Raw genomic sequence first — 19211 nt, 5'->3', positions numbered from 1 at the left:
GGCAGGGCCGTTAAGGGCTAGTTGGCGGACTCGAGGGTGCCGTCGACGAGCTTGACGATCATCGAGCAGTCCTGGCCGGACTGGCCGGAGTCGATGAGCCGCTGGAAGAGCTGCTGGACGTGCTCGCCGAGTTCCAGCGGGGTGCCGGTGTCCCGCGCGGCGCTGATGGCCAGGCCGATGTCCTTGTTGGCCAGTTCGGTGGTGAATGTCGGAGCGAAGTCGTTGTTGGACGCGGCGGTCGGCACGACGCCGGCCACGGGGTACCAGGTGCGCAGCGCCCAGCTGTCGCCGGAGGAGACCGACGCGATGTCCCAGAAGACCTGCTTGTCCAGGCCGAGCCGCTCGGCCAGGACCGCACCCTCGGCGGTGGAGGCGAGGTTGATGAAGAGCATGAGGTTGTTGCAGATCTTCGCGGCCTGGCCGGTGGTGGCGCCGCCGGTGGGGATGATGTTCGCGGCCATGGGGCGGATGTATTCGGTGGCGTCGGCGACGGCGCCGGCCTCGCCGCCGATCATGAACGTCAGTGTGGCGGCCTTCGCGCCGCTCATGCCGCCGGACACGGGTGCGTCGACGAAACGGAAGCCGGCGGCAGCGGCGGCGTCGTGCAGGGCCTGCGCGGAGGCGATGTCTATGGTGGAGGAATCCACCAGGAGGGTCCGGGTGTCCGCGTGGGCAAGGACGCCGTCCTGGCCGAGGTACACGGCGCGGGCGTGCTCACCTTTGGGGAGCATGGTGAAGACGACGTCGGCGCCGGCGACGGCCTCGGCGATGCTGCCGGCGGCCTTGACTCCCCCGGCCTCGGCTGCGGCAACGGCTGCGCTGTTGAGGTCGAAGCCACGGACTTCGTGTCCGGCGTTCGAGAGGTTGACGGACATAGATCCGCCCATGTTTCCGAGTCCGATCCAGGCGATGACTGCCATGGCTTAAGCTCCTTTGCTTGATGTGCTGCCGGGCGCCTCGACGCGCTCCGGCGTGAAAGCCGAAACTCCGGCGCCCCAGTGTCCACCATCACACCCTGTTAGAGTGCAATCAAGGTAAAAAATCACAGATGCCATGTGCACAGATGCACAATCATGGCCCTGGCTCCGCCACACTCGCTGCAAAGGGGACAAGATTGGACTTGCGCCGGCTTCCGAGCCCCGACGACCTGCTGATCCTGCTGACCGTGGCACGGCTGGGCCGGTTCAACGCCGTGGCCGAGACGCTCGGCACCACCCACACCACCATTTCCCGCCGCGTCCTGGCCCTCGACAAACAGCTCGGCGGCCGGACGCTCGAACGCAGCCCGCACGGCTGGGAGCTGACCGAACTCGGCAGCCAGGCGGTCGCGGCGGCGGAAGCCATCGAGGGCACTCTCGGTGCCCTCTCCAGCAGCATTGCCCGCTCCGGCGACGTGGTCTCCGGCTTGGTCCGGATCAGCACCCCGGACGGCTTCGGCGCCGAATTCCTGGCCCCGGCCCTCGTCCGGCTGCAGCGGGCGAATCCGTTGCTCAACGTCGAACTGCTCAGCGCCACCCGCAAGGTGAGCCAAAACCGCTCCGGCGTGGACCTGGAAGTGGTGGTGGGCAACATGGACACCACCACCGCCCGCGCGATCTTCCTGAGCAACTATTTCCTCAGGCTGTACGCCAGTCCCGGCTATGCGCAGGAGCACGGGCTTCCGGCAACGCTCGACGACGTCCGGCAGCACGGCTTTGTCTCCTACGTGGAATCGGCGCTCCAGGTCGCGGAGCTGGGCCACCGTTCAACGCAGCTGCCGGTGCCGCGGTCCAGCTTCCAGGCCACAAGCGTCTTCGCCCAGCTGGAGGCCGTCCGGCGGGGCGCCGGGATAGGCCTGCTCCCCAATTTCCTCGTGGCGGGCCGGCCGGAATTTCTGCCCGTCCTGCCGGACGACTTCCAGCGCCAGCTGCCCATCTGGGCTGTGGCCCGGCCCGAGGCGCTGCGTTCGGCCCCGGTCCGTGCCGTGCTGGAGGCGATCCGGACCGAGATTGCCGACCGCCAGGCGGTCCTGGCAGGCTGAGCGGTCCTGGCGGCTGAGCAGTCCTGGCAGGCTGAGCCAGCTTCCAAACGCCAACAGCCCGAGCCCCGCAGTGCGGGACCCGGGCTGTTGCCGTGCTAATTCGTTGTTACTTCTTGCTGGCGGCGAGGAGGTCAGCGGTGCCCTGGGCGTCGGCGGCGTCGACGTCGCGGAGCGAGATGCCGCGGGTTTCCTTAAGGAAGAACACCGCAACCAAGGTGACTACACAGGCGCCGAGGAGGTAGATGGCGACCGGGACCGAGGACTTGTACTGGCCCAGGAGCGCGACGGCGATGATCGGAGCCAGCGAACCGGCCACAATCGAGGTGACCTGGTAGCCCAGCGAGACGCCGGAGTAGCGCATCCGGGTCGGGAACATTTCGGCCATGAGCGCCGGCTGGCCGGCGTACATCAGGGAGTGGAACAGCAGGCCGATGGTGATCGCAGCGAGGATGACGAGGTCGTTCTTGGTGTCCATCATCGGGAACGCGAAGAATCCCCACGTTCCGCCGAGGATGGCGCCGGCCATGTAGACCGGCTTGCGGCCGACGTTGTCCGAGAGCCTGCCGACCATCGGGATCACGGCGAAGTGGACGATGTGCGCCACAAGCAGCAGCAGCAGGATCCGCGAGGTGTCCGTCTGGACGATGACCTTCAGGTAAGTGATCGAGAAGGTGACCACAAGGTAGTAGAGGATGTTCTCGGCGAAGCGCAGACCCATGGCGGTGAAGACGCCGCGCGGGTAGCGGCGGAAGACCTCGGCCACGCCGTAGCCCTTGTGGCCGGCCTCGACCTCCTTGCGGGCCTCCAGGAAGATGGGGGCGTCCTGGACCTTGGTGCGGATGTAGTAGCCGACCAGCACGATCACGGCGGAGAGCCAGAAGGCTACGCGCCAGCCCCAGCTGAGGAAGTCGGCGGAGGACAACGTGGCGGAAAGGGTGAACAGGACAGCTGTGGCCAGGAGGTTGCCCATCGGAACCGCCGACTGCGGCCAGCTTGCCCAGAATCCGCGGGACTTGCTCGGGCTGTGTTCGGCGACGAGAAGGACTGCGCCGCCCCATTCACCGCCAACGGCGAAGCCCTGGGCGAAGCGCAGGAAGACCAGCAGGGCCGGGGCCCAGTAGCCGATCTGCGCGAAGGTGGGCAGGCAGCCCATGGCGAAGGTGGCAACGCCGACAAGGATGATGCTCAGCTGGAGCAACTGCTTGCGGCCGAACTTGTCGCCGAAGTGGCCGAAGACGATGCCGCCGATCGGGCGGGCAATGAAGCCGACCGCGTAGGTGAGGAAAGCGGCGAGGATGCCATCCAGTTCCGAACCGGTGTTCGGGAAGAACAGCTTGCCGAACACAAGGGTGGCGGCGGAGGCGTAGAGGAAAAACTCGTACCACTCAACCACGGTGCCGGCCATGGAGGCCGCCACCACCTTCTTCAGGCCGGACGTTTTGACGTCGGTTTCTTCAGCGCGCCTTGCGGMGTTTTCCGTACTCATCGTGACTCCTTCGGCGTCTCCATCGACACCCTGTGGACCATTGGACTGAGGACGCTTGTGATTTAGGGCACAGGGCGTCATTCCCCATGAGTATGGACGCTCCGGCCCTCAGCCTCAACGGCCATTAGTGCAGAGCGCATCTGCAAAAATGCACAAGCGGGCCGGCCTAGTGGCTGAAGAAGGTCTCCCGGAGCTGCCCGCTGAGCTGGCCGATTTCGGTCAGGAAGCCGTCGTGGCCGATTGGCGCTTGAATGATATGCAGTTCCGGGCCGCCCGGCAGGGCCTCTGCCAGTTGACGGGACTGGGCCGGGAAATACAGGCGGTCCGAGTCCACGGCCGCCACCAGGAATTCTGCGGTGGCCGGGGCCAGTGCCTCCCCGAGACCTCCGCGCCCCCGGCAGACATCGTGGCTCATGAGGGCTTCGGTGATCGCGATGTAGCTGTTCGCGTCGAAACGCCGGGCCAGTTTGCTGCCCTGGTGGTCCAGGTAGCTTTCCACCTGATAGCGCCCGCGTCCGGCCAGCGATCCGGCTTCCAGGGGCGTCTCGGACTCTTGGGCGTTGCGGCCAAACCGGCCGTCCAGTTCGGCCGCTGAGCGGTAGGTGATGTGCGCGATGCGGCGGGCGAGGGCGAGCCCCGACTCGGGTTCCGGGCCGCCGTAGTAGTCCCCGCCCCTGAAGTGGGGGTCCTGGCGGATGGCCAGCGTCTGTGCCTGCGCGAAGGCAATCTGTTCGGCAGTGCTGCTGGCGCCGACGGAAATCACGGCGCAGCGCCGGACCCGGCCGGGAAACGTGACGGCCCATTCAAGGGCCCGCGCGCCGCCGAGCGAGCCGCCCAGCACCGCGTACCAGCTGCCGATGCCCAGGGCATCGGCCAGCCGCGCCTCGGCGGCGGCGGTGTCCCGCAGGGTGACCAGCGGGAACCGCGATCCCCAGGGGCGCCCGTCGGGGGCCGGGGTGGAAGGTCCGGTGGATCCGTAGCAGCCGCCCAGGATGTTGATCGAAACGACGAAGTACTTGTCCGTGTCCACGGGAGCCCCGGGTCCGGCGAGCTGTTCCCACCAGCCGGGCTCCCCGCTCTCGCCGCGGGTCACGTGTGTGTCGCCGGTCAGGGCGTGTTCAATGAGCACTGCGTTGGAGGCGTCCGCGTTCAGGGTCCCCCACGTCTCGTAGGCGAGCACCACATCCGGCAACGGAGTCCCGGATTCGAGCTGCAGATCACCGATCCTGACGAACTGGACGGTCCCGTCAGGGGTACGGGATGGTTTGGTTTCGGGAACACCCGTGCGGGTGACGGCAATCGTCATGTGAGGACCTATCTTCGCGCTTGCCCGCCGTCAGCTGACCGGCAGGCCAGGTCTTCACCCGGGGCACCCCGCCGCAAAAGGAGGGTTGCCGGCCAGCAAGCCGGGGCTGTCGCTGGCACTCATGACCTGGTACGAGTCTACGAAACAGGGTGCGGAAATCACGAAGATTATGACTTCCATGTGACAGCCGGACCCGTCAGCACCGCAGTTTCCCCACCTTTGACAGCCGTGACCGGCGGGTCGCGCCGAAGTGCCGGCGATTCCCGGCGTCATGCCAGCAAGGTGGGGAAATTCCGCGTGGGCTTCCGTCTAGGCGGTCTTGGCCGCGCGGAATCCGGCGTCGAGGTCCGCCAGGATGTCGTCAATATGCTCCAGTCCCACCGAAAGCCGCACCAGCCCGGGATTCACCCCGGCGATCACCTGCTGTTCGGGCGAGAGCTGGCTGTGGGTGGTCGACGCCGGATGGATCACCAGCGACCGGACATCGCCGATGTTCGCGACGTGCGAGTGCAGTTCGAGGGCATCGACGAACCGCTTGCCGGCCTCCGCTCCCCCGGCGATGTTGAACGCCACGACGGCGCCGGTCCCCTTGGGCCCGTACTTGCGGCCGCGCTCGTACCAGGGGCTGGACGGCAGCCCGGCGTAGGCGACCGATTCGACGTCGTCCCGCCCCTCCAGCCATTGCGCCACCTTCGTGGCGTTGGCCACGTGGCGCTCGACGCGCAGGCTCAGCGTTTCGATGCCCTGGGCGATGAGGAAGGCGTTGAACGGGGACACCGCGGAGCCGAGGTCGCGCAGGAGCTGGACCCGGGCCTTGAGGATGTAGGAGAGGTTCGCGCCCAGCGCGCCCTCGGCTCCGAGGTCGCGGGCGTAGACCAGGCCGTTGTAGGTCGGGTCCGGGGTGTTGAAGCCGGGGAACCGCTCCGGGTCCTTCCCGAAGTCGAAGTTGCCGGAGTCCACGATCACGCCGGCGATTGCGGCGCCGTGCCCGCCGAGGTACTTGGTCGCCGAATGGACCACGATGTCCGCGCCCCACTCGATCGGCCGGATCAGGTAGGGGGTGGAGAGCGTGTTGTCGACCACCAGCGGCACGCCGGCCTCGTGCGCCACGCGGGAGACGCCCTCGATGTCCAGGACGTCCTGGCGGGGGTTGGAGACCACTTCGCCGAAAAACAGCTTGGTGTTGGGCTGGACGGCGTCCCGCCACTGGTCCAGGTTGTCCGGGTCCGCCACGAAGGTCACGGAGATGCCGAACTTCTTCAGCGTGTGCGCGAGCAGGTTGTAGGTTCCGCCGTAGAGGCTGGGGCTGGCCACCACATGGTCCCCGGCCTCGGCGATGTTGAGGATCGCGAACGTCTCGGCGGCCTGGCCGGAGCTGAGCAGCAGCGCCGCGAGGCCTCCTTCCAGGCTGGCGACGCGCTGTTCGACGGCGTCCTGGGTCGGGTTGCCGATCCGGGTGTAGATGGGCGCGAGCTCGGCGAGCGCGAAGCGGTTCGCGGCGCTTTCGGCGCTGGGGAACACGAACGACGTCGTCTGGTAGATGGGCAGGGAACGCGCGCCGGTGGCGCTGTCCGGCTCCTGGCCGGCGTGGATCTGGCGGGTTTCAAAGGACCAGGCATTGGACATTGGTGCTCCTCGAGTCACTGGGCACAGCACCGGCCGGGGCTTTCGGCCCGAACCGGAACAGGCGCCGCGCTTGCCCTCCAGCGGGCGCCGGACGGCCAGGTCTTCACCCGGGGCACCCCACCGCGATACGAGGGTTGCCGGCCAGCAAGCCGGGGCTGTGCGCTGGCACTCATGACCTGGCTTCAGTGTAGGAATGGCGGCGGAGCCCTGGATAGCTTTGTGACGAAGATGAAGAGGGCTGCCGTGACGGAGCATCCGGGGCGCCGCGTTCGGCGCCCCGGGACGTCCCATGACGGTTAGGGGAGCCTAAGCTGAGAGGTCCATCACAAAGTGCCAAGATGATGGCATGCGCATGGATCACGTTTCTTACGCCTGTGAACACGATGGCTTGGCAGCCACCACTGAACGTATTGCGTCTGCCCTCGGCGTTGAAGCCGTGAAGGGTGGAGTGCACCCCCGTTTCGGGACACGCAACATGATTATCCCGCTCGCGGGACACAAGTACCTGGAAGTCGTGGAGGTCCTGAACCACCCGGCCTCCGACAAGGCCCCGTTCGGCCAGGCCGTCCGGGCACGCTCCGAGGCCGGCGGCGGCTGGATGGGCTGGTGCGTCGAGGTTGACGACCTGGCCCCGTTCGAGGAGCGGCTCGGCCGCGCCGCCGTCAACGGCAACCGGAAGTTTCCCGACGGCCGCGAACTGATCTGGAAGCAGATCGGCATCCTGGGGCTCATCGCCGACCCCCAAGTGCCGTACATGCTCAAGTGGGAGGGCGACCCGGAGTTGCACCCGTCCAACGCCTACGCGAGCGATGTCAAGATGTCCGCACTGACCATTGCCGGTTCGGCCGCGCGCGTCACGGAGTGGCTGGGCGAACCGGTTGAAAAGCCGCTGGAAGACGTCGCCGTGAACTGGATCGCGCCGCACGGGACTCCCGGCATCCTCTCTGTCACCTTCGAGACCGCCTCCGGAGCGGTCACGATCTAACGCTCCACCTGCCCCACGCTTCGGCCGCCATCTCTTAGGTGCCAACGTTGTCACCTAGGAGACGGCGGCCGAGATCATTTAAGGCCTGCCGATGGCGCCGGCTGTACGGGCAACGCCATCAGCCCAGGCCCACGGCCCTGCCGAACAGGCTGAACCCCACGAACGCCACAGTGTCCAGGATGGCGTGGGCGATCACCAGCGGCATCACCCGTTTGGTCCGCGTGTAGACGAGCGCGAAGACCACGCCCATCAGCGCGTTGCCGATGAACGGCCCGAACCCCTGGTACAGGTGATAGCTGCCGCGGAGCAGGGCGCTGGCGGCGATGGCCGCCGGCACGCTCCAGCCCAGTTTCCCGAGCCGGTCCAGCAGGTACGCCACCACAATCACTTCCTCGACCACCGCGTGCCGGATCGCGGACAGGACCAGCACCGGCACGGTCCACCAGTACGCGTCCAGGGCGCTGGGGATGATCGCCGTCGTGATCCCCAGCGCCCGGCCGGCGGCGTAGAGCCCCAGGGACGGAATGCCGATGAGCGCAGCTAGTCCGAGCCCCTGCAGGAGGTCTTTGCCGGGCCGGGCGAAGTCGAAGCCGATCCTTCGGAACGCCGAGGTTCCGCGCTCACCGGCCGGCCAGTGCTCGGTGAGGAAATAGATCACGAGGGCCACCGGGACCAGGGCGAAGATGATGTCCAGCAACTGGTAGGTGAGGTCGAAGTATTCGCGTGCGCTCTGTGAGCGGTTCAGGGTGGATGTCCCCTGGGCCAGCGGCGCCGTGGTCATCTTGTCCAGCAACTGCACCAGGGAGTAGATCGCGGACTGCCCGAGCGACAACCCCAGGACAATCAACACTTCGAACCGCAGCCGACGGCGGGAGGGAACCAACATGGTTCTATCTTGCCTGCACTTGCCGATAGTTTGCTGGTGCCCGCGTGGTACCGGCCGAACGGGGTTTTGCCTGCGGCACCTGCTTTTAGGAGCCCTATGCTTGGGGATTATGAGTGCGCCCCGGAAAATCATCATGATCCGGCACGGCCAGTCTGCCGCCAATGCCGACACCTCGATCTACAACCGTGTTCCGGACTACCGGATCCCGTTGACCGCGCTGGGCCTGGAGCAGGCCACCGCGGCCGGGGAGGAGGTCCGGCGCCAGCTGGACGGCCGCCCGGTGTGCGTCTACGTCTCCCCCTACCTGCGCGCCTACCAGACCCTCGAGGCGCTGAATCTCGGCCCGCTCGTGGAGCGGGTGATCGAGGAACCGCGGCTGCGCGAACAGGACTGGGCCAACTTTCAGATCGCCGGCGACATCGAGGACCAGAAGGAGCTCCGCAACGCCTACGGGCACTTCTTCTACCGCTTCCGCGAGGGCGAGTCCGGTTCCGATGTGTATGACAGGATTTCTTCCTTCATGGAAACCCTGCACCGGCACTGGTCCCGGCCCGGCTATGCCCCGAACGCGCTGTTCGTGACGCACGGATTGACCATGCGGCTGTTTTGCATGCGCTGGTTCCACTGGTCGGTGGAATATTTCGAGTCCCTGAATAACCCCGAGAACGCCGAGGTCCGCACCCTGCTGCGCACCTCGCACGGCAAGTACGAGCTCGACAAGCCCTTCACGCAGTGGGAGAAGAGGCGCGTGGACGAGACCGTCCTCGATGCACCGCCCATGATGTTCTAGGGCTAACGGACCGGCTGCGCTACACCGGCGCGCCACACCGCGTGCGTCAGGGGGATGCCGGGCCGGTAGGCCAGGTGCGTGGCGGAAGGGGCGTTGAGCAGGTGCAGGTCCGCGCGGTGCCCGACGGCGATCGAGCCCACCGCGCGTGCGCCGTCGGCGTCGTTCCCGGACTCCCGGCCCAGGGCCAGCGCGCCGCCGTAGGTCGCGGCGCGCACCGCCTCGTGGACGCTGAGCCGCATCTGCAGCACGGCGGTGGTGACGCAGAACGCCATGGAGCTGGTGTAGGACGTGCCGGGGTTGCAGTTGGAGGCCAGCGCCAGCTGCACACCGGCGTCGAGCAGCTCCCGGCCGGGGGCCAGCGGCTGCCGGGTGGAAAGATCGCAGGCCGGCAGGCAGGTGGCAACCGTGCCGCGCTGCCCGGATCCAGGGGTGCCGCTGCCGCCGGCGGCGTCCCAGCCGGACCAGCTCGCGGCGAGGGCGTCGACGTCCGCGGCCGACAGGTAGTTCACGTGGTCCACGCTGGCGGCGCCGACTTCCACCGCCAGCCGGACTCCGGGGCCCTCGCCGAGCTGGTTGCCGTGGACGCGCAGTCCCAGTCCGGCGGCCTTGCAGGCCAGGAGCACCCGGCGGGACTGGTCCTCGTTGAACGCGCCCTGCTCGCAAAAGACGTCGGCCCAGCGGACGTAGGGCCGGACTGCGGTGAGCATCGGCCCGCAGACCAGCTCCGTGTATTCCTCCGCGTCCATCCCGGCGGGCACAAGGTGCGCCCCCAGGTAGGTCACCTCGTCCGCCACGGTCGAGGCGATGCGGGCGCTGCGGGCCTCGTTCTCGAGGTCCAGGCCGTAGCCGGTTTTGGTCTCCAGGTAGGTGGTGCCCTGCGACACGGCCTCCGCGACGCGGCCCATCGCGAGCCGGGTCAGGTCGAAGTCGCTCGTGCTCCGGGTGGCGCCAGTGGTGACGGCGATCCCGCCGGCGCTGTAGCTCTCTCCCGCCATCCGGGCCTCGAACTCGGCAGTGCGGTCCCCCGCGAAGATCAGGTGCGTGTGGGAGTCGACCCAGCCCGGCAGGAGCGCCCGGCCACCGGCATCCACCCGTTCGTCCGCGGCCGGGGCGTCGGCCGCGGGCCCGAGCCAGGAAATCCGCTCCCCTTCGATCACCACCGCCGCGTCACGGAGGACGCGGTGTTCCGCGTCCTGGGTCATCAGTTCGGCGATATTGGTGATGAGGGTGCTCATGGATCCATTCTTCAGCGCCGGATGGACCAGCGGGTCGCGGCCAGCGCCTCCGCTGTCCGGGATGCCGGACTGGCCTCGGTGGACGGAGACATAGCCGGGGAGACACCCGGGGTCAGGGCCGGGGCGGAGCCCTGGCCGGCGAGGATCAGTCCGGCGGCCAGTTCCGCGACGCCGGATGATGTCTGGAATCCGTACCCGCCCTGACCGGCGAGCCAGAAGAATCCGGTGGCCTCGGCGTCGAACCCCACCACCGGGACGCCGTCGGCCGCCTCCGTCCGCAGCCCCGTCCAGGCGGTGCGGACGTTCCGGATCCCGAGCGTCGTGATGTCGTTGAGCCGGGCGATGACCCGTTCGACGTCGCCGGGATAGGGCCGGGCGTCCTCGGGTCCGCTCGGCACGTGCTCCGCGGGTGAGATCAGGACCTGGCCGTTATCGGGCCGGAAGTAGAAGCTGTCATCGGCCGCCGCCACCATCGGGCAGGCTTCCGGGAGCGGATTATCGACGTCGACGATCGCCGCGGTGCGCCGGTACGGCTGCAGGCCCAGCTTCTCGACGCCGCTGAGGACGGCGAGCTCGTCGGCCCAGGCACCGGCGGCGTTAACCACGACGGCGGACTGGAAGCCTTCCTGCCCGGCGCCCAGTTCCCAGCCGGTGCCCAGGCGCTGGGCCGAATGGACCCTGGCGCCGGTAATGATGTCCACGCCGCCGGCCACGGCGAGCCGCCGGTGGTCCTCGAGCAGCACGGGGGCGTTGCAGGCGAAGGATCCGGTGTCCAGCCCGGCGGCGCTGAACGAATCCGGGACCAGGGCCGGGCACAGGTCCAGTGCCTCGGCGTGGGTGATCCGCTGCATGTGTCCGCTTGCCTCCGCCCGGACGGTGGCGTCGTCCCCGATCAGCATGAAGCTGCGCGGGGTGAGCACCGGTTCCGGACGTTCGGCGTCCTGGGCCGCGATGAGGTCGAGCGTCCGGACGGTGAGCTCCTGAACCACAGGCGGGCCGTAGCTGGGAATCAGTTGCCGGGCCGAGCGGGCCGAGGTGTGGTACGCCAGGGTCTGCTCGGCTTCGATCAGGGCCACGCTGCAGTGCCCGGCCAAGGCGGAGGCAAGGGACAGGCCGGCGATCCCGCCGCCGACAATTACGACATCGTAATGAGCTGACATGATCCCATCCTTGCAGATTGTCGGGTCAGGTGATCACGTCCGGCTATACGGCGTTTGCCGCAACCTGCGCCCGGGCGAGCGGCGTCAATCGGGTCCCACAGTCATCACCAGCGGCGTTGTTGGGTGCCAGGGCGTTGACATGTCCAGTGACTCACGGTGTTCTCGGCACATGCCGTCTCCACAATTCCGAGTTTGGCGGCAACTTTCTTGGAATCCTGGTTGCTTGGATAAATTGTGCACGCCGCCCCCGGGACATGCTTTTCCGTGGTCCGCGCGGCTGGACATGTCCCCCGTTGCGGCGGGCAGACCCGGGACATGCCCCTCCTTGGTCGTGGCCATTGGACATAGTGGCATTATGTCCAGTCCTCGCTGCCGAAGCTGGACATGTCCCTCGTTGCGGCGGGCAGGCCCGGGACATGCTCTTCCGTGGTCCGCACGGCTGGACATGTCCCTCGTTGCGGCGGGCAGGCCCGGGACATGCCCCTCCGTGGTCCGCACGACTGGACATGTCCCTCCTTGCTGCGGGCCGGCCCGGGACATGCTCTTCCGTGGTCCGCACGGCTGGACATGTCCCTCGTTGCGGCGGGCAGGCCCGGGACATGCCCCTCCTTGGTCGTGGCCATTGGACATAGTGGCATTATGTCCAGCCCTCGCTGCCGGAGCTGGACATGTCCCGCGGACAAGCACGTGGAGCCAGCCTGGATGAACGAGCAAAGCCGGGCAAGGCCGGGCAGGGCCTGGCTCCTGGCGCAGGGCCGGACCCCGTGCTGAAAGCGGGGCCCAGACCTGTCGACCAGGCGCGCTAGGCTGCTGCCACTGCTGCGCGGCTGCGCACGAACGCCTGGACGCAGGCTTCGACGTCGTCGGCGCTGTGCGCGGCGGAGAGCTGGACGCGGATCCGGGCGGCGCCCTTGGGCACCACCGGGTAGCTGAACGCCGTGACGAAGACGCCGTTGTGGAGCATGGCGTCGGCCACCTTGGCCGCCATGACGGCGTCGCCGAACATTACCGGGACAATGGCGTGCTCGCCGGGGAGCAGGTCGAAGCCTTCCTCGCTCATGCGGTTCCGGAAGAGTTCAGCGTTGGCGAAGAGCTTGCCGCGCAGTTCGCCGGAGTTTTCCACGAGGTCCAGGGCCTTGAGCGTGGCCGCGACGATCGCCGGGGCCAGCGAGTTGGAGAACAGGTAGGGGCGGGCCTTCTGGCGGAGCATCGCCACGACCTCGCCGCGGCCCGAGACGTAGCCGCCGGAGGCGCCGCCGAGGGCCTTGCCGAAGGTGCCGGTGTAGATGTCCACGCGGTCCGAGACGCCGGCGTGTTCCGGCGTGCCGGCACCGGTGGCGCCCATGAAGCCCACTGCGTGGGAATCGTCCACCATGACCAGGGCGTCGTACTTATCGGCGAGGTCGCAGATCGCTTCGAGCGGGGCCAGGAAGCCGTCCATCGAGAAGACGCCGTCCGTGACGATGATCTTGCGGCGGGCCGGGTTCTCCTGCGTGGTGGCCTCGATCAGCTTCGATTCGAGGTCCGCCATGTCCTGGTTGGCGTAGCGGAAGCGCTGGGCCTTGCAGAGCCGGATGCCGTCAATGATGGACGCGTGGTTCAGGGCGTCCGAGATGACTGCGTCTTCCGGGCCGAAGAGGGACTCGAATACGCCGCCGTTGGCGTCGAAGCAGCTGGAGAACAGGATGGTGTCCTCGGTGCCGAGGAACGCCGAGACGCGCTTTTCCAGTGCCAGGTGCAGGTCCTGGGTGCCGCAGATGAAGCGGACGCTGGCCATGCCGAAGCCGCGCTCGTCCATGGCGGTCTTCGCCGCGGCGATGATGTCCGGGTGGTCGGCGAGGCCCAGGTAGTTGTTGGCGCAGAAGTTCAGCACGTCGGCGCCGGACTCGCCGATCTGCCCGGCCTTGATGCGGTTGGCCTGCGGCGAGTCGATATGCCGCTCGGTCTTGAACAGACCGGCGCTGCGGATCTCATCGAGTTCGTGCTGCAGCTGGTCCTTGATGGCTGAATACATGGGTTGGCTCCTCGGCTGGTTGGATGCGGGGGCGGAATGCTGTGCGTGGAAGGCGGCGTCTGGCAGGAGCCCGGAAGCGCGCGATCGGGGAAAGGGGCCTAGAAAACGGTCCAGTCGAGGACCACCTTGCCGCCGACGCCGGCGCGGGCCACCTCGAAACCCTTTTCCCAGTCGGTGGCCGGCAGCATGTCCGTGACCACGGCCGAGATGTTTGCGTGCAGGGCCGGGTTGGATGAGAGCATGGCGCTCATCGCGTACCAGGTCTCGAACATTTCGCGACCGTAGATGCCCTTCATGGTCAGCATGTGCGTGACCACCTTGCCCCAGTTGATGTCGATGGACTGGCTGGGAAGTCCCAGCATCGCGATCCGGCCGCCGTGGTTCATGTTGTCGATCATCTCAGGCAGCGCGGTGGGGTGTCCCGACATTTCCATGCCGATGTCGAAGCCTTCGCGCATGCCGAGTTCGCGCTGGGCGTCCTTGACCCGCATCTTCGAGACATCGATCGCGAGGTCGACGCCGAGCCTGCGGGCCAGTTCCAGCCGGGGCGCGGAGACGTCGGTGATCGCGATCTTGCGGGCGCCCGCGTGCCGGGCGACGGCGATCGCCATCAGGCCGATAGGTCCGGCGCCGGTGATCAACACGTCCTCGCCGACCAGCGGGAAGCTCAGGGCGGTGTGGACGGCGTTGCCGAAGGGGTCGAAGATGGCGCCGAGTTCCGGGGTGACGGAGGGGTCCTGGTGGACCCAGACGTTGGTCTCGGGGATCACCACGTACTCGGCAAAGGCGCCGTCGCGCTGGACGCCGACGCTGACGGTGTTGATGCACATCTGGCGGCGGCCGGCGCGGCAGTTGCGGCAGATTCCGCAGACGATGTGGCCCTCGCCGGAGACCCTGTCCCCGACCTTGACGTCCAGGACGTCCTCGCCGGTCTCCACGACCTCGCCGTAGAACTCGTGGCCGGCGATCAGGGGGGCGTTGATGATGCCCTGCGCCCAGGCGTCCCAGGCCTGGATGTGCAGGTCCGTACCGCAGATGCCGGTGGTCATGACGCGGATCTTGACGTCCCCGGGGCCGCTCTTCGGCTCGGGACGGTCGACGAGCTCGAATCCTGCGTGGGCGCCGGCTTTGTAGAGAGCCTTCATGGGCCTTCCTAACTGTGCTTTTGGGGTCCTGCTCCGCGCGTTCTGTTCCGCGTGTTCTGTTCCGCATGCGGGGCGGGCGTGTGGGTCAACTCACCCCATTAGACCCACCAGAAAGCATTAGCACAACCGAATTTTTCTCAATCGACGAATTAGCAATCACTGTTGCATAGAATGGCTGGCATGGAAATCCACCAGCTGGAGATGTTGCGCGAACTCGGAGCTCTGGGCAGCGTCAAGGCCGTCGCCGAAACCCTTCTGGTGACGCCGTCGGCGGTGTCCCAGCAACTGGCCGCGCTGCAGAAGACTGTGGAGGTGCCGCTGACCCGCAAGGAGGGCCGGAACCTGGTGCTCACGGAGGCCGGCCAGGTGCTGGCGGACGCCGGGGCCGCGGTGGTCAGCGCGATGGCGGATGCGAAGATGGCGATCGGCGCCTACCACGGCTCACCGGTGGCGCCGGTGACGCTCAGCGGTTTCCACAGCGCCGGGCAGGCATTGTTCGCGCCGCTGGCCCGGCTGCTGGACGGCCCGGGCCAGCCGCGGATCCTGCTCTCCGACGAGGACGTCGCCCAGCAGGATTTTCCCGCCCTGACGGCGCGGTACGACCTGGTCCTGGCGCACCGGATGGACCACAGCCCGCGCTGGCCCGAGGAACGCGTCGCGGTGATCCCGCTCGCGCACGAGCCGCTGGACGTGGCACTGCCCGCCGGGCACCGGCTGGCCGGCCAGCGCGCGGTGACGGCGGACGACGTCGTGGGCGAACCGTGGGTGACGAGCCGCGCCGGCTACTCCCCCGCCGACGTGCTCTCCGCCCTCGCGGCGGTCTCCAGCCGTGAGCTGAACATCGTGCACCGCATCAACGACTACTCAACTGTGGCGGCGCTCGTGGCGGCCGGCGGCGTGATCGGCCTGCTGCCGCGGCACACCGCGCGGCCTGTGCTGAACCCGGACATTGTGCTGCGGCCGCTGGAGGGCATCAGCACCCGGCGCCGGATCGACGTCCTGGCCCGGCCGGAGAACCTTAAACGCACATCGGTCATGATGGTCTGCGAAGCATTGCAGACCATCATGACCGATTTAGTGGGCGGCTAGGGGCTAGCCCTCGACGCCGAGGCGCTCGAGGATCAGCTCCTTGACGCGGCCGGCGTCGGCCTGCCCGCGGGTGGCCTTCATGACAGCGCCGACGATGGCGCCGATCGCCTGGATCTTGCCGCCGCGGATCTTGTCCGCGACGCCGGGCTGCGCGGCGAGGGCCGCGTCGATCGCTTCCAGGAGCGGGCCGTCGTCGGAGACCACGGCGAGGCCGCGCTTCTCGACGATTTCCGCCGGAGTGCCTTCGCCGGCGAGCACGCCGTCCAGGACCTCGGAGGCCATCTTGTTGTTGATCTTGCCGTCCTCCACCATCTTGTTCAGTTCCACGATGGTGGCCGGGTTGACGCCGAGCTGGCCGGGATCGACGTCGGCGTTCTTGGCGCGGCCGACGATCTCGCCCATCCACCATTTGCGGGCCACGGTGGCGGTGGCGCCGGCGGCGATGGTTTCCTCGATCTCGTCCATGACGCCGGCGTTGACGACGTCGCGGAACTCCAGGTCCGAGTAGCCCCAGTCCGCCTGCAGGCGCTTGCGGCGCGCGGCCGGCGGCTCGGGCAGGGTGGCCCGGAGCTCCTCGACCCATTCGCGGGACGCGGTGATCGGGACCAGGTCAGGTTCCGGGAAGTAGCGGTAGTCGTCGGCGTCGGACTTGGCCCGGCCCGACGTCGTGGTCCGGGTGTCCTCGTGCCAGTGGCGGGTTTCCTGGATGACCGGCTCGCCGGAGTCCAGCACGGCGGCGTGGCGCTGGATCTCGTAGCGGACCGCGTGTTCGACGGCGCGCAGCGAGTTGACGTTCTTAGTCTCCGAGCGGATGCCGAAACGTTCGCGGCCGTGCGGGCGCAGCGAGACGTTGGCGTCGCAGCGGACGTTACCGCGCTCCATCTTCGCGTCCGAGACCCCGAGGTTCTTGACGATCTCGCGGACGGCGGCCACGTAGGCCTTGGCGAGTTCGGGGGCGCGGCTGCCGGCGCCCTCGATCGGCTTGGTGACGATCTCGACCAGCGGCACGCCGGAACGGTTGTAGTCCACCAGGGAGTAGTCCGCGCCCTGGATGCGTCCGGTGGCGCCACCCATGTGGGTCAGCTTGCCGGCGTCCTCCTCCATGTGCGCGCGTTCAATCTCGACGCGGAACACGGTGCCGTCGGAGAGCTCGATGTCCAGGTAGCCGTCGTACGCGATGGGCTCGTCGTACTGGGAGGTCTGGAAGTTCTTCGGGGTGTCCGGGTAGAAGTAGTTCTTCCGGGCGAAGCGGCACTTCTCGGCGATCTTGCAGTTCAGCGCCAGGCCGATCTTGATCGAGGACTCGATCGCGGTCTTGTTCACCACCGGCAGCACGCCGGGCATGCCGAGGTCCACCTCGTTGACGTTGGTGTTCGGCTCGTCGCCGAAGACGTTCGGCGCGGAGGAGAACATCTTGGTCTTGGTGTTGAGCTCCACGTGGACCTCGAACCCCAGGACGGGATCGTATTTCTCCATCGCCTCTTCGAAGCTGAGGGTTGCGTCAGTCATTAGTGTGAGCCTCCGTGGCTTGAAACGGCAGCGTCAGTAAGGGAAGGAGCCTTGTCCAGCAGCGGGCCGCCCCACTGCGCCTCGAGCAGGGATTCCAGGACCGCGCCGACGCGGTACAGTCGGGCGTCCTGGCGGGCCGGGGCCAGGAGCTGGATGCCCACGGGCAGCCCGTCCTCGTCGGCCAGGCCGCCGGGCAGGGACAGGCCGGGGACGCCTGCCATGTTCGCCGGGATGGTGGCGACGTCGTTGAGGTACATCGCCAGCGGATCGTTGAGCTTTTCGCCGAGCTTGAACGCCGTGGTCGGCGCCGTCGGGGAAATCAGCACGTCGGCCTTTTCGAAGGCGGCGTCGAAATCGCGCTGGATCAGAGTGCGCACCTTCTGGGCCGAGCCGTAGTAGGCGTCGTAGTAGCCGGCACTCAGGGCGTAGGTGCCCAGGATGATGCGGCGCTTGACCTCGTCGCCGAAGCCGGCGGCGCGGGTGGCCCCCATGACCCGTTCGATGGTCAGCGGTCCCTGTTCGGGCAGGACCCGCAGGCCGTAGCGGACGCCGTCGAACTTGGCCAGGTTGGAGGAAGCCTCGGACGGCATGATCAGGTAGTAGGCGCCCAGGGCGTACTTGAAGTTGGGGCAGGAGACCTCGACGATCTCGGCGCCCGCGCCCTTGAGCAGTTCAAGGGATTCGTTGAAGCGGTTCTCGACGCCGGCCTGGTAGCCCTCGCCGTGGAGCTCCTTGATGATGCCGATCTTCATGCCCTCGACGTTGCCGGTCCGGGCCGCGGCCACGAGGTCCTCGAGCGGGTCCGGCAGCGAGGTGGAGTCGCGCGGATCATGCCCGCCAATCACCTGGTGCAGCAGGGCCGAGTCGAGCACGGTGCGGGACACCGGGCCGATCTGGTCCAGCGAGGAGGCCATGGCGATGGCACCGTAGCGGGAAACGCCGCCGTAGGTGGGCTTGACGCCGACCGTGCCGGTGACGGCGCCGGGCTGGCGGATGGATCCGCCGGTGTCCGTGCCGAGGGCCAGCGGGGCTTCGAAGGCCGCGACGGCGGCAGCGGAGCCGCCGCCGGAACCGCCCGGGATGCGGTCCAGGTCCCATGGGTTGTGCGTGGGCCCGTAGGCGGAGTGCTCGGTGGAGGAGCCCATCGCGAATTCGTCGAGGTTCGTCTTGCCCAGGATCGGCATCTTGGCGGCGCGCAGGCGCTCGACGACGGTGGCGTCGTAGGGGCTGTGCCAGCCTTCGAGGATCTTCGAGCCGGCCGTGGTGGGCTGGCCGATCGTGACGATGAGGTCCTTGACGGCGATCGGGACGCCCGCGAGGACGTGGAGCTCTTCGGCGGCGGCACCGCCGGCGGCGCGGATCGCATCCACTTCGGCGGCGACGGCGAGCGCCTCGTCGGCGTTGACGTGGAGGAAGGCGTGGACCTTGCCGTCGACGGCGGCGATGCGGTCCAGGTAGGCCTGGGTGACCTCGACGGCGGTGATCTCGCGGGCGGCCAGCTTCTCGGCGAGCGCGGCGGCGGAGAGGCGGATCAGTTCGTTGTTCTCAGTCATGGTCTTAGTCCTCATCCAGGATTGCCGGGACCTTGAAACGGCCTTCGTACGCGTCGGGGGCACCGGAGAGGGACTGCTCGGCCGTAAACGTGTGGCCCACGACGTCCTCGCGGAACACATTGGTCAGCGGAATCGGGTGGGACGTGGCCGGGACGTCATCACCGGCGGCTTCACTGACGGACTTCACTGAATCCACGATGACGGCGAGTTCGCCGGCCATCCTGTCCAGCTCTTCAGCACTCATCTCGATGTGCGCGAGTTGCGCGAGATGCGCGACGTCGTCGCGGTTGATCGCAGCCATGGATCTCCCCTGCAAGGTATGGATAATTTTCCGTCCCAGTCTACGTGTCTGAACTCCCTGCCGCCGTCCGGCGCCAGGCCGGACGAGCCTCCCTCACCAAACGGGA

General features: G+C 67.8%; 16 protein-coding genes and 2 riboswitches. Of the genes, 4 read left to right on the top strand and 12 right to left on the bottom strand.

Translation table 11 applies throughout. The features are described from left to right. Positions 1 to 17: 17 nt before the first annotated feature. Positions 18 to 920 (bottom strand): 3-hydroxyisobutyrate dehydrogenase, encoded by a 903-nt coding sequence (mmsB, locus tag AC1D1W_RS04000; RefSeq protein WP_243179644.1) that lies wholly within the window; start codon positions 918 to 920, stop codon positions 18 to 20. A 200-nt stretch (positions 921 to 1120) separates the two neighbouring features. Here mmsB and AC1D1W_RS03995 point away from each other — a divergent pair, with 200 nt between their 5' ends. Then, on the top strand, positions 1121 to 2020 hold the full coding sequence (locus tag AC1D1W_RS03995) for a LysR family transcriptional regulator (RefSeq protein WP_459385970.1): 900 nt from the start codon (positions 1121 to 1123) through the stop codon (positions 2018 to 2020). 106 nt (positions 2021 to 2126) lie between these two features. Here AC1D1W_RS03995 and AC1D1W_RS03990 read toward each other — a convergent pair whose 3' ends face one another. From AC1D1W_RS03990 to AC1D1W_RS03980, 3 genes are all read right to left on the bottom strand, one after another. Then, a complete protein-coding gene (locus AC1D1W_RS03990) occupies positions 2127 to 3506 on the bottom strand; it encodes an MFS transporter (protein ID WP_476943002.1) in 1380 nt (459 codons plus the stop codon). A 166-nt stretch (positions 3507 to 3672) separates the two neighbouring features. Beyond that, complete coding sequence (gene metX, locus AC1D1W_RS03985) at positions 3673 to 4812, bottom strand: homoserine O-acetyltransferase MetX (RefSeq protein WP_243179646.1); 1140 nt, start codon at positions 4810 to 4812, stop codon at positions 3673 to 3675. A gap of 11 nt (positions 4813 to 4823) precedes the next feature. Further along, positions 4824 to 4939: riboswitch (SAM riboswitch) on the bottom strand. 182 nt (positions 4940 to 5121) lie between these two features. Then, entirely contained in the window at positions 5122 to 6438 is a 1317-nt protein-coding gene (locus AC1D1W_RS03980) for a bifunctional o-acetylhomoserine/o-acetylserine sulfhydrylase (RefSeq protein ID WP_476943001.1), read from the bottom strand. Positions 6439 to 6499: 61 nt separating this feature from the next. Then, a riboswitch (SAM riboswitch) is annotated at positions 6500 to 6615 on the bottom strand. Positions 6616 to 6784: 169 nt separating this feature from the next. Between AC1D1W_RS03980 and AC1D1W_RS03975 the strand changes: the two genes are divergently transcribed. Continuing rightward, entirely contained in the window at positions 6785 to 7423 is a 639-nt protein-coding gene (locus AC1D1W_RS03975; protein ID WP_243179648.1) for a VOC family protein, read from the top strand. A 118-nt stretch (positions 7424 to 7541) separates the two neighbouring features. Here the strand turns inward: AC1D1W_RS03975 and AC1D1W_RS03970 are convergent, their stop codons facing one another. Next, positions 7542 to 8309 (bottom strand): CPBP family intramembrane glutamic endopeptidase, encoded by a 768-nt coding sequence (locus AC1D1W_RS03970; protein ID WP_476943000.1) that lies wholly within the window; start codon positions 8307 to 8309, stop codon positions 7542 to 7544. A 109-nt stretch (positions 8310 to 8418) separates the two neighbouring features. On the opposite strand from AC1D1W_RS03970, the gene AC1D1W_RS03965 reads away from it, so the two are divergent. After that, positions 8419 to 9099 carry a histidine phosphatase family protein gene (locus AC1D1W_RS03965; RefSeq protein WP_028278302.1) on the top strand — a complete coding sequence of 227 codons (681 nt, stop codon included), beginning with the start codon at positions 8419 to 8421 and terminating at the stop codon, positions 9097 to 9099. A gap of 2 nt (positions 9100 to 9101) precedes the next feature. On the opposite strand, the gene AC1D1W_RS03960 is transcribed toward AC1D1W_RS03965, so the two are convergent. From AC1D1W_RS03960 to tdh, 4 genes are all read right to left on the bottom strand, one after another. After that, positions 9102 to 10334 carry an amidohydrolase family protein gene (locus tag AC1D1W_RS03960; RefSeq protein ID WP_476942999.1) on the bottom strand — a complete coding sequence of 411 codons (1233 nt, stop codon included), beginning with the start codon at positions 10332 to 10334 and terminating at the stop codon, positions 9102 to 9104. A gap of 11 nt (positions 10335 to 10345) precedes the next feature. Continuing rightward, a complete protein-coding gene (locus tag AC1D1W_RS03955) occupies positions 10346 to 11494 on the bottom strand; it encodes an NAD(P)/FAD-dependent oxidoreductase (RefSeq protein WP_476942998.1) in 1149 nt (382 codons plus the stop codon). A gap of 802 nt (positions 11495 to 12296) precedes the next feature. Then, a complete protein-coding gene (locus tag AC1D1W_RS03950) occupies positions 12297 to 13508 on the bottom strand; it encodes a glycine C-acetyltransferase (RefSeq protein WP_243179652.1) in 1212 nt (403 codons plus the stop codon). 98 nt (positions 13509 to 13606) lie between these two features. Then, positions 13607 to 14653, bottom strand: a complete 1047-nt coding sequence (tdh, locus tag AC1D1W_RS03945) for an L-threonine 3-dehydrogenase (RefSeq protein ID WP_476942997.1) — start codon at positions 14651 to 14653, stop codon at positions 13607 to 13609. A gap of 180 nt (positions 14654 to 14833) precedes the next feature. Here tdh and AC1D1W_RS03940 point away from each other — a divergent pair, with 180 nt between their 5' ends. Continuing rightward, on the top strand, positions 14834 to 15742 hold the full coding sequence (locus AC1D1W_RS03940; protein ID WP_028278307.1) for a LysR family transcriptional regulator: 909 nt from the start codon (positions 14834 to 14836) through the stop codon (positions 15740 to 15742). 3 nt (positions 15743 to 15745) lie between these two features. Here the strand turns inward: AC1D1W_RS03940 and gatB are convergent, their stop codons facing one another. The 3 genes from gatB to gatC are packed head-to-tail and all read right to left on the bottom strand — an operon-like array spanning position 15746 to position 19105. Next, positions 15746 to 17251 carry an Asp-tRNA(Asn)/Glu-tRNA(Gln) amidotransferase subunit GatB gene (gatB, locus tag AC1D1W_RS03935; protein ID WP_476942996.1) on the bottom strand — a complete coding sequence of 502 codons (1506 nt, stop codon included), beginning with the start codon at positions 17249 to 17251 and terminating at the stop codon, positions 15746 to 15748. After that, entirely contained in the window at positions 17251 to 18804 is a 1554-nt protein-coding gene (gene gatA, locus AC1D1W_RS03930) for an Asp-tRNA(Asn)/Glu-tRNA(Gln) amidotransferase subunit GatA (protein ID WP_459384250.1), read from the bottom strand. Before gatA ends, gatB begins: the two co-directional genes overlap by 1 nt. Positions 18805 to 18808: 4 nt before the next feature. Next, complete coding sequence (gatC, locus tag AC1D1W_RS03925) at positions 18809 to 19105, bottom strand: Asp-tRNA(Asn)/Glu-tRNA(Gln) amidotransferase subunit GatC (RefSeq protein WP_026537696.1); 297 nt, start codon at positions 19103 to 19105, stop codon at positions 18809 to 18811. Positions 19106 to 19211 lie beyond the last annotated feature (106 nt).

The organism is Arthrobacter sp. P1_B4 (assembly GCF_056406555.1).
This window is presented reverse-complemented; position numbering and strand designations above follow the sequence as displayed.